At 66.9% G+C, this 14002-nt stretch carries 14 protein-coding genes; 8 read left to right on the forward strand and 6 right to left on the reverse strand.

Translation table 11 applies throughout. From position 1 onward, the window contains the following. Positions 1 to 15 precede the first annotated feature (15 nt). The 3 genes from FZ983_RS01115 to FZ983_RS01125 all read right to left on the reverse strand — a co-directional run bounded on the left by FZ983_RS01115 (position 16) and on the right by FZ983_RS01125 (position 3830). Positions 16 to 993 carry an alpha-E domain-containing protein gene (locus tag FZ983_RS01115; protein WP_149221803.1) on the reverse strand — a complete coding sequence of 326 codons (978 nt, stop codon included), beginning with the start codon at positions 991 to 993 and terminating at the stop codon, positions 16 to 18. Further along, complete coding sequence (locus tag FZ983_RS01120; protein ID WP_247883573.1) at positions 990 to 2372, reverse strand: circularly permuted type 2 ATP-grasp protein; 1383 nt, start codon at positions 2370 to 2372, stop codon at positions 990 to 992. The genes FZ983_RS01115 and FZ983_RS01120 overlap by 4 nt, the downstream gene beginning before the upstream one ends. 288 nt (positions 2373 to 2660) lie before the next feature. Further along, positions 2661 to 3830, reverse strand: a complete 1170-nt coding sequence (locus FZ983_RS01125) for a flagellar motor protein MotB (protein ID WP_149221804.1) — start codon at positions 3828 to 3830, stop codon at positions 2661 to 2663. Positions 3831 to 4116: 286 nt separating this feature from the next. On the opposite strand from FZ983_RS01125, the gene FZ983_RS01130 reads away from it, so the two are divergent. Then, positions 4117 to 4608, forward strand: coding sequence for a flavin reductase family protein (locus tag FZ983_RS01130; protein ID WP_149221805.1), 492 nt, complete (start codon positions 4117 to 4119; stop codon positions 4606 to 4608). A gap of 10 nt (positions 4609 to 4618) precedes the next feature. On the opposite strand, the gene FZ983_RS01135 is transcribed toward FZ983_RS01130, so the two are convergent. The 3 genes from FZ983_RS01135 to FZ983_RS01145 are packed head-to-tail and all read right to left on the reverse strand — an operon-like array spanning position 4619 to position 5942. Next, positions 4619 to 4903 carry a DUF1488 domain-containing protein gene (locus FZ983_RS01135; protein WP_149221806.1) on the reverse strand — a complete coding sequence of 95 codons (285 nt, stop codon included), beginning with the start codon at positions 4901 to 4903 and terminating at the stop codon, positions 4619 to 4621. A 21-nt stretch (positions 4904 to 4924) separates the two neighbouring features. Next, positions 4925 to 5593, reverse strand: a complete 669-nt coding sequence (locus tag FZ983_RS01140; RefSeq protein ID WP_149221807.1) for a DUF6134 family protein — start codon at positions 5591 to 5593, stop codon at positions 4925 to 4927. A gap of 46 nt (positions 5594 to 5639) precedes the next feature. After that, complete coding sequence (locus tag FZ983_RS01145; protein WP_149221808.1) at positions 5640 to 5942, reverse strand: SCP2 sterol-binding domain-containing protein; 303 nt, start codon at positions 5940 to 5942, stop codon at positions 5640 to 5642. Positions 5943 to 6100: 158 nt separating this feature from the next. Here FZ983_RS01145 and FZ983_RS01150 point away from each other — a divergent pair, with 158 nt between their 5' ends. The 7 genes from FZ983_RS01150 (at position 6101) to FZ983_RS01180 (ending at position 13990) form a co-directional block, all read left to right on the forward strand. Further along, positions 6101 to 7846, forward strand: a complete 1746-nt coding sequence (locus tag FZ983_RS01150; RefSeq protein ID WP_149221809.1) for a long-chain fatty acid--CoA ligase — start codon at positions 6101 to 6103, stop codon at positions 7844 to 7846. Between the two features lie 114 nt (positions 7847 to 7960). After that, positions 7961 to 8353, forward strand: coding sequence for a MerR family DNA-binding transcriptional regulator (locus FZ983_RS01155; RefSeq protein WP_111066436.1), 393 nt, complete (start codon positions 7961 to 7963; stop codon positions 8351 to 8353). Positions 8354 to 8468: 115 nt separating this feature from the next. Beyond that, on the forward strand, positions 8469 to 8996 hold the full coding sequence (locus FZ983_RS01160; RefSeq protein ID WP_149221810.1) for a thioesterase family protein: 528 nt from the start codon (positions 8469 to 8471) through the stop codon (positions 8994 to 8996). 39 nt (positions 8997 to 9035) lie between these two features. Continuing rightward, positions 9036 to 9785 carry an electron transfer flavoprotein subunit beta/FixA family protein gene (locus FZ983_RS01165; RefSeq protein ID WP_149221811.1) on the forward strand — a complete coding sequence of 250 codons (750 nt, stop codon included), beginning with the start codon at positions 9036 to 9038 and terminating at the stop codon, positions 9783 to 9785. A gap of 194 nt (positions 9786 to 9979) precedes the next feature. Beyond that, the gene (locus tag FZ983_RS01170) at positions 9980 to 10906 is read left to right on the forward strand and encodes an FAD-binding protein (protein ID WP_149221812.1); all 927 of its coding nucleotides are present in this window, start codon (positions 9980 to 9982) and stop codon (positions 10904 to 10906) included. Positions 10907 to 11015: 109 nt separating this feature from the next. Then, on the forward strand, positions 11016 to 11903 hold the full coding sequence (locus FZ983_RS01175) for a VOC family protein (RefSeq protein WP_149221813.1): 888 nt from the start codon (positions 11016 to 11018) through the stop codon (positions 11901 to 11903). Between the two features lie 155 nt (positions 11904 to 12058). After that, positions 12059 to 13990, forward strand: coding sequence for a PAS domain-containing protein (locus FZ983_RS01180; protein WP_247883516.1), 1932 nt, complete (start codon positions 12059 to 12061; stop codon positions 13988 to 13990). The last annotated feature ends 12 nt before the right edge of the window (positions 13991 to 14002 follow it).

The raw sequence follows: 14002 nt of genomic DNA on the forward strand, positions 1-14002 counted from the left end.
CGCCGGACCGGCAGCTTACTGCGACTGGCTCTGAACCGCCAGAGGCGGTTGGACGCCAAAGAAGGCCTGAGCGATCTCGGTGGTGATGACGCTCAATTGCAGCTGGATCCAGTCGAGATACTCGTGCAGGCCGTCGCGCAGCACCGCGTCGATCGGCCGGGACAGCAGGGCCGCCAGCAGCTCGTCCACCCGCTCCATCGCCGCCGACCCGCCGCGCAGGTCGTAGCGCGAGCGCATCCGCGTCAGCACCCCGTCGATCTGCCGCACGCACATCACCACCGACCGCGGGAACCCCTCGTTGAACAGCATGAAGCCGGCGACGGTGGCCGGCGACATGCCACGGGGATAGACGCGGCGGAAGGCGTGGTATCCGGCGGTGCAGCGCAGGACTGTCGTCCATTGGCTGACGTCCAGCGTGGACCCGACCTCGACCGGGGAGGGCAGCAGCGTGTGGTACTTGATGTCGAGCAGGCGCGTGGTCTGGTCGGCCCGCTCGATATACTTGCCCATCTGGTAGAAGTACCAGCCCTGGTCGCGGTAGAAGGTGCCCTCGGTGATGCCGGTGTGGGTCTGGCATTCCTCCTTGATCCAGGTGCAGACCTTGGACAGGTTCTGCGTCGCCACGTCCTTGACCGACATCTCCAGCAGCTTGTTGTGGAAGACGTTGATCTGCGTCCACATCTCCGTCGAGATCCAGGGGCGCAGCGTCCGCGCGTTCTCCCGCGCCATCCGCAGCATCGACAGCAGCGAATTCCGGTTCTGCGGGTCGAACATGTAATAGTGGATCACCGCCTCCGCCGTCGGGCGGTCGTGGCGGCTGAAGAAGTCCTTCTCGTCGGCGTTCAGCTGGACGATGGAGAACCAGTTGGTGGCCCCGCGGGTGTCGCGCGCGAAGGTCTCGTGCACGTCCAGGATGCGGGCCAGATTTTCGGCCCGCTCCATGTAGCGGGCCATCCAGAAAATGCACTCGGCGTAACGGGACAGCAGGTTCATGCCGCACCACCTTCCAGAACCCAGGTGTCCTTGGAGCCGCCGCCCTGGGACGAATTGACGATCAGCGTGCCCTTCTTCAACGCCACGCGCGACAGGCCGCCGGGCAGGACCCAGGTGCTCTTGCCGGTGATGGCGAAGGGCCGCAGATCGACGTGGCGCGGCTCGATGGCGTCGTCGCAGACGGTCGGGCAGACCGACAGGTCGACGACCGGCTGGCTGATGTAGTTGGACGGATCGGCCAGCAGCTTGGTCCGGCAATCCTCCAGTTCCGCCTTGCTGGCCCGCGGGCCGATGGTGATGCCGTAGCCGCCGGCCTCGCCCACCGGCTTCACCACCAGATCGGCCAGATTGTCCAGCGTGTATTGCAGGGCGTCCGGCTCGCGGCAGATGCGGGTGTCGACGTTGGGGATGATCGGATCCTGGTCCAGGTAGTATTTGATCATCCGCGGGACATAGCAGTAGACCGCCTTGTCGTCGGCAACACCGGTGCCGATGGCGTTGGCCAGCGCGACATTGCCCTTGCGGTAGGCCTCCAGGATGCCGGGCACGCCCAGCAGGCTGTCGGGGTTGAAGGCCTTGGGATCGAGGAAGGCGTCGTCCAGCCGGCGATAGATCGAATGGACTGGGGCCAGACCGTTGGTCGTCTTCATGAAGACGCGGTCGTTATCGACCACGAGGTCCCGGCCCTCGACCAGCGGAACGCCCATCTCGCGCGCCAGGAAGATGTGCTCGAAATAGGCGGAGTTGTAGGTGCCCGGCGATAGCAGAACCACCTGGGGGTCGTCGACCGGCGCGATCTCCACCATCGCATCCAGCAGCTTGTGGCCGTAATTGTCCACCGGGCGGATGCCGATGTCCTGCATCAGGTCGGGGAAGACCCGCTGCATCATGTGGCGGTTTTCAACGACGTAGGAGACGCCAGACGGCACGCGCCCATTGTCCTCCAGCACCCGGAAGGTGCCATGGCGGTCGCGCACCAGATCGGTGCCCATGATGTGGATGTAGGTGTTGAAGGGAACGTCCAGCCCGATCATCTGCGGGCGGAAATTATGGTTCCCTTCGACCAGATCCCGTGGGATCACACCGTCCTTCAGGATCTTCTGGTCGTGATAGATGTCGTGCAGGAACAGGTTCAGCGCGGCGACCCGCTGCGTGACGCCGGCCTCCAGATGCGACCATTCCGGCGCGGAGATCACCCGCGGGATGACGTCGAACGGCAGGATGCGGTCGACGGCGTCCTTGTCGGAATAGACGATGAAGGTGATGCCGAGATTGTAAAGCTCCCGCTCCGCATCCTGCGCGCGGCGGCGCAGTTCATCGAAGTCGAGTGCGGCCAGCCTTTGGCGGATCAGCGCCGTATGTTCGGCCGGCAAATCCATGGCTCCGAACAACTCGTCGAAGTACAGGCCAGGATTGTAGGATGACAAAAGGTCGGACGGTTTGCCCTCGGGTACGCTCACAGACTCCCCCGCGCTTGTATCTGACCGATCATCGCGGGCCGGGCGGCATCGCCCCGGCCATGTCGCATTGTGCAGGAAGTATGACCCATCGCCGCGCGCTTTGAACAGGGCAAACGCGTGCGCCGTTGTGCGACGCAATGACAAAGCAAGAATTCGGACGCAGAGGCTTTCGGAAATTAGCGCCAAAGTACCAATGGCGCGAAAGTGTTATCGTGCTTTGGTCGCGCCCGCCGCAGCATTGGGAGCGGCGGCATTCCCGGACTGGCCCCCGGCGGCTGGTGCCGCCTGGGTTTCGCGCAGCAGCACCATGGTGATGCGCCGGTTGCGCGGACTGTTGGGCTGGTCGGCGACGAGAGGGTCGCGGTCGGCCTTGCCGACGACGTCCTGGATTCGCGTCGGATCGATGCCGCCGGACAATAGGGCGCGGCGGGTGGCGTTCGCCCGCTCCGTCGACAGATCCCAGTTGTCGCGGCCCGACCCCGCAGGGAAGGGCGTGGAGTCGGTATGGCCGCTGATCGACAGCCTGTTGGGCAGCTTGGACAGGGCCTTGGCCACCTGCTGCACCAGCTGGCGGGTCTGCGGATACATCTGGCCGGAACCGCCGGGGAACATCGACACGCGGTCCTGATCGACGATCTGGATGCGCAGGCCTTCCGGCGTCTGGTCGATCATCAGGTTCTGGGCCAGCGGCTCCAGTTCCGGCACCGACTGGATGGCCTGACGGATTTCGGTCGCAGCCTGCTGGAACTGGCGGGCCTCCTTGGCCGCACCCTGCAGGCTCTCCATCGCCTCCTTCACCCGCTCGCCGAAATCGGACAGCTTCTCGCCGGGCTTCTGGCCGGGAATGCCCAACTGTCTGGCGAGTTCCTCCATCCGCTTCTGGAATTCGGCGCGGGTCTCGCTCGGCTTCTGGTCGGCGACATCCGCATCCGCTGCGGCGCCGTTGGCGGCGGCCTCCGTGCCAGACCGGCCGGGACCGGTGCCCTGGCCGGGGCCGGTCGCGGACTCGGTCGGGTCGTCGGCGTCCTCGGTCTGCTGCGAGGAATAGCCGGGCGGTCCCGACACCGGCACGTCGGCCGACATGGGCGAGCTGGGGGAGATCTGCGCACCCGGCACCGTGATGGTCTTGCCGCCCAGCATGCCGCCGGAGCCCGACTGTTCCCGGCTGACCGACACGGGCGAGAAATAGTCGGCGATGCCCTTGCGCTGGTCGGACGTGGTGACGTTCAGCAGCCACAGCAGCAGGAAGAAGGCCATCATCGCGGTCACGAAGTCGGCATAGGCAACCTTCCACGCGCCGCCATGGTGGCCGCCGTGCCCGCCCTTCTTCTTCTTGATGATGATCGGCCGCTCGTTGCCGCCGGAATTCCCGCTCATGCCCTGGCCGTGGCGAATGGTTCGCGGCCCGAAGGCCCATTTTCGCGCGCGGCCCCCGATGGATGCCGCGACGAAAGCAGCGGCCGTCCGCTGCGGCAAAACCCTGACCGGGTTTCATTAAGATCCGTTTAACGACGTTGCGCACGGCCGAGATGCGGCTTGCGCCGGGTGGCGCGCTGGACTAATTCCCGGTATCTCCTACTTTGAGTGTCATCTTCGGCGGCTCCAAGGCCGTCGGCGGTTGCCCTGCCCGCCCCCTCCACTTTGGCCCGTATCACAGGACGTCATGACCACCGAACAGCCGATCGATCCGCTTGCGTTCCGCTCCGCCCTCGGCTGCTTCGCCACCGGGATCGCCGTCATCACCACCATCGCCCCCGACGGGTTGCCGCTGGGGGTCACGGTGAATTCCTTCTCCTCGGTGTCACTGGATCCGCCGCTGGTGCAGTTCTGCCTCGGCCGGGCGGCGATGTCCTTCGAAGCCTTCAACGTCGCGCCGCATTTCGCCGTCAACATCCTGGCTGCCGACCAGGAGGAACTGTCCAACCGCTTCTCCCGCCGCGATCTGCAGGAGCGCTGGTCCGGTCTGGAGACCACCACCGGCCGCGGCGGCGTGCGCCTGCTGACCGGCTGCCTCGCGACGCTGGAATGCGACCGCGAGCATCTGCTGGACGGCGGCGACCACGTCATCGTGCTGGGCCGCGTGCGCAAGCTGACCTCGCGCGAGGACGGCGACCCGCTGCTGTATTTCCGCGGCCGCTACGCCCGGCTGGGGTGAGGAGCGCTCCCTAACCGGCCGCGCGGTGCAGGTCGCGGCCGGTCAGGTGGATGTTGGCATCGGGATCGAGCGCGCGCGCCAGGATGCGCTGTTCGGTCGCCCGTTCGAACAGGGCGCGGTTCATGCAGACCTGCTGAACCGCCTCGTCCGGCTTCGGTGTATGGCCGACGATGCCCTGCAGGGTGCGGCGGGTGACGAAGACCCGGCCCAGATATTCCCCGACCTGCACCGGAAACTCCACGGCGTCGGCCTCCTCGTTCCAGAAAGGCTCGTCGGGAAACAGGAAAATGGGCATCGGGTCCTCAATGGGCGGCGATCACTTCAGGACATAGGTGATATCATAGCCGCTGCGTTTGAAGCGCGTCTTCAGCAGCGTGCCGTCCGCCGCGAACCACAGGTCGCGTTCGACATCGCCTTCGATGCGGTGGTGAGCGGCCTCCACGGCCTTGCCGCCGGCCTCCACCGGCTCAGCCCCGACCTTGCGCGCCGCGACCTTGTAGGGGGCGCCGTCGATCACCGATAGAAGCTGGGTGTGCTTCAGCACCTGCGGAGTCCACAGGGTCAGCGGTAGGGTGCCGGCTGGCGCCTGCTGGGTCTTGCCGTCCACCGTCAGGCGATAGCCGGCGGCCTCGCGCGCCATCTCGATCCTGTGCGGCGTACCGTCGTCGTCGGTCGTGGCGGTCATCGACTCCAGAACGCCGCCCTTCCACAGCTCCTCCCGCTTGTGGTCGTAGCGGAAGTTGATGAACAGCACCTTCACCCGCGTGGTGGCGGTGACGGTGACCTTGGTGCGGTCGCCCTGCGGTTCGATCTTCACCTGTTCGTTGCCGATGGGATCCTCGCCCATCAGGATCTGATAGCTCAACGTCCGTGCTGTTCCCTGGGCCGTCCCCTGGGCAGCGGCGGTGCCCGTCAGGCCGGTCAGCAGCGCGGCCGCCATCAGGGCAGCGGACAGGGTGGCGCATTTGGTGCGCATCGTCGTCATGTGTGTTTCCTCCCGGTTCGGTGCGGTCGGCGGCTCTTGCGGCCGCTCAGTCGTCCAGCAGCTGCGCCAGCTTCATCGCGACGCTCATCGATCCCTCGACCTTCAGCTTGCCCATGGTGAAGGCCAGCATCGGGTTCAGCTTGCCGTTGATCAGCTTCTGCAGGTTTTCCGGCGAGATGCGGATGGTGCAGTCGGATTCGGCATCCTCGCGGCTGATGCTGATCGGATTGGCGCGGCCATCGACCCGGATCACCTCGCCCTCCTTGCCCAGCAGGAAACGGACCGAGGCGTTGAGCGAGCGCAGATCGCCGCTGCGGCTACGCAGTTCCTGCAGAATGTCGTCGACCATGAAAGCGTGCCCTCAGGATTGTTCGTAGGACTGGTCTTGACAGTAGGCGCACATTACGTTTACGTCAACGTCATAACGAAAGCGTTTCAGACGCCCGCCGCCTCTCGATTTCGGCTGTCAGGTGATCCGGAACGCGCCACCGCCGAGGGGAGCGAAACATGCCCGAGCCGCTTGCGCAGAGTGCCCACCCGACCTCCGCCGCCGCATCCGACGCCGCTACCGACTCCGCCCGGCCCTGGCTGGCGCATTATCCCAAGGGGATCGCCTGGGACCAGGACTTCGCGCCGATGCCGCTGCACATGCTGTTCGAGGAAGCGGCCGGACGCTATGCCGACCGCCCCTGCCTCGACTTCCTGGGCCGCCGCTACACCTACGCCGAAGTGCTGGATCTGGTGAACCGCGCCGCCCGCGGCTTCCAGGATTTGGGCGTCGGGCCGGGGGTTCGGGTCGGCCTGTGCCTGCCCAACTGCCCGACCTACGTGATCTCCTATTTCGCGGTGATGAAGGCCGGCGGCACCGTGGTCAATTACAACCCGCTCTATGTCGAGCGCGAGTTGGAGCACCAGATCACCGACTCGCAGACCGAGATCATGGTGACGCTGGACCTCAAGCAGATCTATCCGCGCGTCGCGGCGATGCTGGACCGCACGCCGCTGAAGCGGATCGTCGTCTGCCGCATGCCGACCATCCTGCCGGCGGTGAAGAGTGCGCTGTTCCGCGTGCTGAAGCGTAGCGAGATCGCCGCGGTGCCGCGCGACAACCGTCACCTCGATTTCGACAGCCTGCTGACGAATGACGGCACGCTGCGCCCGGTGCGCATCGACGGGCTGCGCGACGTTGCCGTCCTGCAATACACCGGCGGCACCACCGGCGTGCCCAAGGGCGCGATGCTGACCCACCACAACCTGCTGTCCAATGCGCGTCAGGTGCAGGCCTGGTTCCCCACTGTGGCGCTGGGCCAGGAACGCATGCTCGCAGTGCTGCCCTTCTTCCATGTCTTCGCCATGACCGTGGTGCTGAACATGGGGCTGGCCTGCGGGGCCGAGTTGATCATGCTGCCGCGCTTCGAGACGGAGCAGGTGCTGAAGACCATCGCCAAGCGCAAGCCGACCCTCGTCCCCGGCGTACCCACCATGTACAAGGCGCTGCTGGGCCACCCGCAGGTCGCCCGCTATCCGATGACCTCGATCCGCTACTGCATCTCCGGCGGCGCACCGCTGCCGATGGAGTTGAAGCGCCAGTTCGAGACGGCGACCGGCTGCGTCCTGATCGAAGGCTACGGCCTGTCGGAAGCCTCCCCCGTCTGTGCCGCCAACCCGCTGAGCGGCGTCAACAAGGAAGGCTCGATCGGCCTGCCGCTGCCCGGCATCACCATCGAAATTCGCGATCTGGAGGACCCGGCCCGCAAGCTCGGCATCGGCGAGAAGGGTCAGGTGGCGATTGCCGGCCCCAACGTCATGGCCGGATACTGGGGCCGGGCGGAGGAAAGCGACCGCACCGTGGTCGACGGCTTCCTGCTGACCGGCGATGTCGGGACGATGGACGAGGACGGTTACGTCTTCCTGCTCGACCGGCTGAAGGATCTCATCATCTGCAGCGGCTACAACGTCTATCCGCGCATGATCGAGGAGGCGATCTACCAGCATCCCGACGTGGTCGCCGCCTGCGTCATCGGCCTGCCCGACGATTACCGCGGTCAGACGCCGAAGGCCTTCGTACAGTTGAAGCCGGGTGCCACCCTGACCGCCGAAGCCCTGCGCGACTTCCTGCGCGACAAGATCTCCCGCATCGAGATGCCGACCGCCATCGAATTCCGCGAGGAGCTGCCGAAGACCGCCGTCGGCAAGCTGTCGAAGAAGGAGCTGATCGCCGAGGCCCAGCAGGCTCTGTCGAACGGAGGATGACCCAAAGTCACCATCCTGACCCGGACGTAAAGGGAAGCCTTATCACGCGACGGCAGCTGTGCTACCAAACGACAGGCGCATTGTGCCGGACACGAACAAAAGGTCTGCCCAGGGATGGAACAGCTCTACACGGTCAACCAGCTTGCGGAAGAGCTGGGCATCACGCCGCGAGCTCTGCGCTTCTACGAGGTCAAGGGATTGCTGGCGCCCAACCGTGTCGGCAACAACCGGGTCTATACGAAGCGCGACCGCGCCCGGCTGAAGCTGATCCTGCGCGGCAAGCGCCTGGGCTTCTCGCTGGCGGAGATCCGCGAATATCTCGACCTCTACAACGTCAATGGCGGGGTGGAGCAGCAGAAGAACCTGTTGAAGCGCGTGCAGAAGCGGCTGAAGGATCTCGCCCAACAGCGCGAGGATCTGGAGGCCACCGTGCAGGAACTGCACGACATCGAGGTGCAGGTCACCAACACCCTGGCGGAGCTGAAGGCCGCCGCGAAGGACAGCTGACCGGCCGGGCGCCCGACGCGCTCCGGCCGGCCCTGACGAGGGATCGGAGCATGAAGGGACAGTCTCGGCCTCAGGCGGCAGTCGCCTCCCACCCGGTTGATGCGGGGGAGCGGTCATGAACCTGATCTTCCGACTGCTGGCGGTTGCCGCCGCCGCCATCCTCGCGGCATTGCGCGGTCGCCGCGCCGGGCTGCTGGAGCCGTCGACGCTGCGGTTCCGGGTCTGGCCGACCGATCTGGATATCAACCTGCACATGACCAACGCGCGCTATTTCAGCGTGATGGATCTGGGGCGCACCGATCTGATGATCCGCGTCGGGCTGGGGCCGGCGATCCTGCGCAACCGGTGGCAGCCGGTGCTGGGCGGGGCCACCATCCGCTACCGCCGCTCGCTGCGGCCGTTCCAGCGCTTCACTCTGGTCAGCCGGGTCCTGTGCTGGGACGACAAGTACATCTTCATCGAACACCGCATGGAAACGCGGGGCGGACTGGCCGCGCTGGCCGTCGTCCAGGGCGCCTTCGTCGGTGCCAATGGCGTGGTCGCACCCGCCGAGGTTCTCGCCGCATTGGGCGCCACCGCCGCCTCCCCGCCGGTCCCCGATGCGGTCGCCGCCTTGCGTGGGCAAAGTCTGTCCGCCGCCTGAGTCCAATCAAGAACACCATCCGAGAGGAGACACGCCATCATGAAGGTGCTGGTGCCCGTGAAGCGGGTCGTCGATTACAACGTGAAGGTCCGCGTCAAGGCGGATGGCAGCGGCGTCGAGACGTCCAACGTGAAATTCTCGATGAACCCCTTCGACGAGATCGCCGTCGAGGAGGCCGTCCGCCTGAAGGAAGCCGGCAAAGCGACCGAGATCGTCGTGGTGTCCGTCGGCCCGACCCAGGCACAGGAGACGCTGCGCACGGCGTTGGCGATGGGTGCCGACCGTGCCATCCTGGTGCAGACCGACGTCGAGACCCAGCCGCTCGCGGTCGCCAAGGTCCTCAAGTCCCTGGTCGAGAAGGAGGCCCCCGGCCTCGTCATCCTCGGCAAGCAGGCGATCGACGACGACTGCAACCAGACCGGCCAGATGCTGGCGGCCCTGCTCGGCTGGGGCCAGGGCACCTTTGCCTCGAAGGTCGCGCCGGCTGGTGACGCCGTGGCGGTGACGCGCGAGATCGACGGCGGGCTTGAGGTCGTGTCGCTGAAGCTGCCGGCGGTGGTGACGGCCGACCTGCGCCTCAACGAGCCGCGCTACGCCAGCCTGCCGAACATCATGAAGGCGAAGAAGAAGCCGCTGGAGACGGTTTCGCCGGATGCGCTGGGTGTCGATGTGACGCCGCGGCTGAAGACGGTAAAGGTCGCTGAGCCGGCGAAGCGTCAGGCCGGCATCAAGGTGCCGGACGTCGCCACCCTGGTCGACAAGCTGAAGAACGAGGCGCGGGTGATCTGAGGACTGGTTGCACCGGGTGCCCCCTCCCTAACCCTCCCCCGCTCTCGCGGGAGAGGGAACTCCGCCGCTTCGGCATTTACGTCACGCCGACAAGCGTCCTACCCCCTCTCCCGCAAAGCGGGGGAGGGATGGGGAGGGGGCAATCCGGAGCCCGCAGCCGATACCTCGCCACCCGCCAACCAAGGACCCGCCCCATGCCCATCCTGATCCTCGCCGACCACGACAACGCCAGCCTCAAGCCCGCCACCGCCCATGCGGTGACCGCCGCCGCCAAGCTCGGCGGCGACATCCACATCCTGGTCGCCGGCCGCAATGCCGCCCCCGCCGCGGATGCCGCCGCCAAGCTGGCCGGCGTCGCCAAGGTGCTGCTCGCCGACGACCCGGCCTACGAGCACGCTCTGGCCGAGCCGGTGGCGGCCCTGCTGGTGTCGCTGGCCCCCGGCTACAGCCATGTCCTCGCCGCCGCCACCTCCACCGGCAAGAACGTGCTGCCGCGCGTCGCCGCCTTGCTCGACGTGGCGATGATCTCCGACATCACCGCCGTGATCTCTTCGGACACCTTCGAGCGGCCGATCTACGCCGGCAACGCCATCGCCACCGTACAGTCGGCCGATGCGGTGAAGGTCGTCACCGTCCGCACCACCGCCTTCGAGGCTGCCGCCGCCACCAACGGCGCCCCGGTGGAAAGCGTCGCCGCCGTGGCCGACCCGGCCCTGTCGAGCTTCGTCTCGGCCGAGCTGTCGAAGTCGGAGCGTCCGGAGCTGACCTCCGCCCGCATCGTGATTTCCGGCGGGCGCGGCATGCAGTCGGGCGACAACTTCCACCTGCTGGAGGCCATCGCCGACAAGCTGGGCGCTGCGGTGGGCGCCAGCCGCGCCGCCGTCGATGCCGGTTTCGTGCCCAACGACTATCAGGTCGGGCAGACCGGCAAGATCGTGGCGCCGGACCTGTATGTTGCCGTCGGCATCTCAGGCGCGATCCAGCATCTGGCCGGCATGAAGGACAGCAAGGTGATCGTCGCCATCAACAAGGACGAGGAGGCGCCGATCTTCCAGGTCGCCGACTACGGTCTCGTCGCCGACCTGTTCAAGGCCCTGCCGGAGCTGCAGCAGGCGCTGTGACCTGCAAGGCCGGGCCTTCCCAGCTTGAGGCCCGGCCGCTTCGCCCTTGCCGCGGCGGGCCGGCTGTTCTATCGCTGGCGGCACAGCAAACCGACAGCGGCAGGACGCCATGAGCATCGACGGCATCACCGGACTGGACCATCTGGTCATCGCGACCCGCGACCTCGACGCGGCGCGCGATGCCTACAGCCGGCTTGGATTCACGGTGACGCCGCGTGGGCACCATACGCAGCTGAAATCCGCCAACCACACCATCCTGTTCCCGACCGGCACCTATCTGGAACTGCTGGGCATCGAGGAACAGCGTCCAGTCAACGCCCATTACGCCGCCTTCCTGCGCCAGCGCGAGGGCATCGCCGCCATCGCGTTGAAGACGCCGGATGCCCGCGCCGCCGCCGGGCCGCTGTCCGCCGCCGGCTTCCCCGCGCCGGAGTCCGTCGATTTCGGCCGGCCCGTGGAACTGCCGGAGGGCACGCGCGACGCCAGCTTCACCATCACCCAGATCGATCCTGCCGCCACGCCGGCCGGCCGTGTCTTCCTGTGCCAGCATCACACGCCGGACCTCGTCTGGCGCCCCGACCAGCTTGAGCATGCCAACAGCGCCATCGGGCTGGAAGCGCTGGTCATCGCCGCCGCCGATCCCGACGCGGTGGCCGCGACCTATGCCCGGCTGCTGGGCGGCACGGTCACCGACCGCGGGGCCGCCCGCGTGGTGGAGCCGGTCGGCAGCGGCGACGGACAGGTCCCGGTGTTGGTCGCCACGCCGGACCGGCTGCATTGGGCCTGGACGGCCGATCCGGCCTTCGCCACCCCCCTTCCCTTCTTCGCCGGCTTTGTCGTGCGCGTCGCCGATCCGGTGAAAGCCCAGCAAGCCCTGCAGAAGAGCAAGGTGCCGACCGTGGTCGGTGGCGGCGTGATGCGGGTGAACTCGCCCGGCGCCTGCGGTGCGATGATCGCGTTCGCGCAGGATTTCGACCTCAACGCCCTGATTCCCTGAGTCCCTGAACCGGCAGCCGCCGCATCCGGTCCATATCGATACCGATATGGGCTAGCGACAATTCGCGTCGAATTGGTCATAGGACTGGCAAAATTGCTTGTGTAGTGTCCGGCGACAGTGGCGCCCACGGACGGGCGCCGGCTGTGGAGATGCACATGACGGCAGTGGATGGGACCAGGGATGCGGCGGGGGCTCCGGGGGCGGAGAACCACCCGATGCCGGATCCTTTGTTCGACGTCCTGCCCGTTCCCGCTCTGATGCGTGACGCCGAGGGCCGGCTGTGCGGCAACCGCTGTTTCCTTACCCGCTACGGCAGCGCGGACGCCATGCCGGCCGATCTGGCCGAGGCGCCCCCCGGTACGGTGCAGGAGGTTTCCACCGGCGCCGGTACGGGCGAGCCGCGCGACCTGCTGGTCCGTGTCGGCGGCCCTCCCTGGATCGCGACGGTGGAGGACGTCACCGACCAGCGCCACACCACCCGCAGCCTTGATCTGGCGACCGAGAAGCTGGAGGAGGCGTATCACACCGCCAAGCTCGGCTATTGGGAATACGGCATCCGATCGGGCGCACTGATGCTGACCGACGCCGCCCTTGCCGTGCTGGGTCAGGACCGCGACCGCTTCGCCCAGGGCTTCGATGCCCTGCTGGGCATTCTGCATCCCGACGACCGGCCGCGCTTCGGCAACATGCTGGAAAGCGTCGTCGACAACCCCAAGCGGGTCTATGTCGAGTATCGTGTCCATGACGGCGACGGGCGGGTCCGCTACGTCTCCTCCTCCTGCGCGCCGCGGCTGGATGCGGATGGCCGGCTGACCCACGTCTTCGGCGTGATGATGGACAGCACCGAACGGGCCGAGGCGGCGGCACAGCTGGAGGCCGCCAAGCAGCGGCTGGAGGAGGCTTACCGCACCGGCCATCTCGGCTATTGGGAATACGGCATCCACAGCGGCAGGCTGGTCTGGAACCGCGAGGCCTTCGGCATCTATGGCCAGGACCCGGAACGGTTCGAACCGACCTTCGACCGCCTGCTGGATATCCTCCACCCCGACGACCGCCTGTCCTTCGGCAACATGCTGGAGAGCGTGATCGGCAATTCCAAGCGCGTCTACGTCGAATACCGCGTGATAGATCCGGCGGGAGAGGTTCGCTACGTCTCCTCCTCCGCTGCGCCCCGCTTCGACCTGGATGGACGTCTGACCCACCTGTTCGGCGTGATGCTCGACACCACCGAACGGGCACGCGCCGCGGACGCCCTGCGCGCTGCCAAGGACCGGGTGGAGCAGGCCTATCGCGACCTGCAGGACGCCCAGGACAGCTTGGTGCAGACCGAGAAGATGGCCTCGCTCGGCCAGTTGGTTGCCGGGGTGGCGCATGAGGTCAATGGGCCGGTCGGCGTGGCGCTGACCACCGCCTCGCACCTGCTGAGCCGGGCGGAAGACGTGAAACGCCAGTTCGCCGCCAACGCGCTGACCCGCTCGGCCCTTGCCGGCTTCCTGGAGGTGGCGCAGGAGGCGGGTCAGCTTCTGGTCGGCAACACCGAGCGGATCGCATCGCTGGTCCACATGTTCAAGCAGGTGGCCGCCGACCAGACCGGCGACGAGCGCCGCACCTTCTACCTGCGCGAATACACCGAGGATGTGCTGCTGAGCCTGCACACGCAGATCGGTTCGTCCGGCCACCGGGTGGAGCTGATCTGTCCGGAAGCGCTTCAGTTGGAGAGTTTCCCCGGAGCTTTCGCCCGCGTGCTGACCCATCTGGTGCGCAACGCGCTGATGCATGCCTTCCGCCCGGAGCAGAGCGGCCGGATCGTCATCGACATCCACGCCGACGGCGACGACTGGATCGAGGTGGTGCACAGCGATGACGGACAGGGCATCCTCGAGGCCGACCTGCCGCGGATCTTCGATCCCTTCTTCACCACCGCACGCCATGCCGGCTGCGTCGGGCTGGGGCTCCACATCGCCTACAATCTGGCGACCCAGACGCTGGGCGGTCAGCTGAGCGCCGGTAACGCCGCCGACAACGCCGCCGGAGGGGGTGCCGTCTTCATCCTGCGGGTGCCGCGGCAGGCGCCGGACCTCGTCTGAGGCGTCAAATCC

It is taken from the genome of Azospirillum sp. B21 (genome assembly GCF_008364825.1).
Lineage (GTDB): Bacteria > Pseudomonadota > Alphaproteobacteria > Azospirillales > Azospirillaceae > Azospirillum.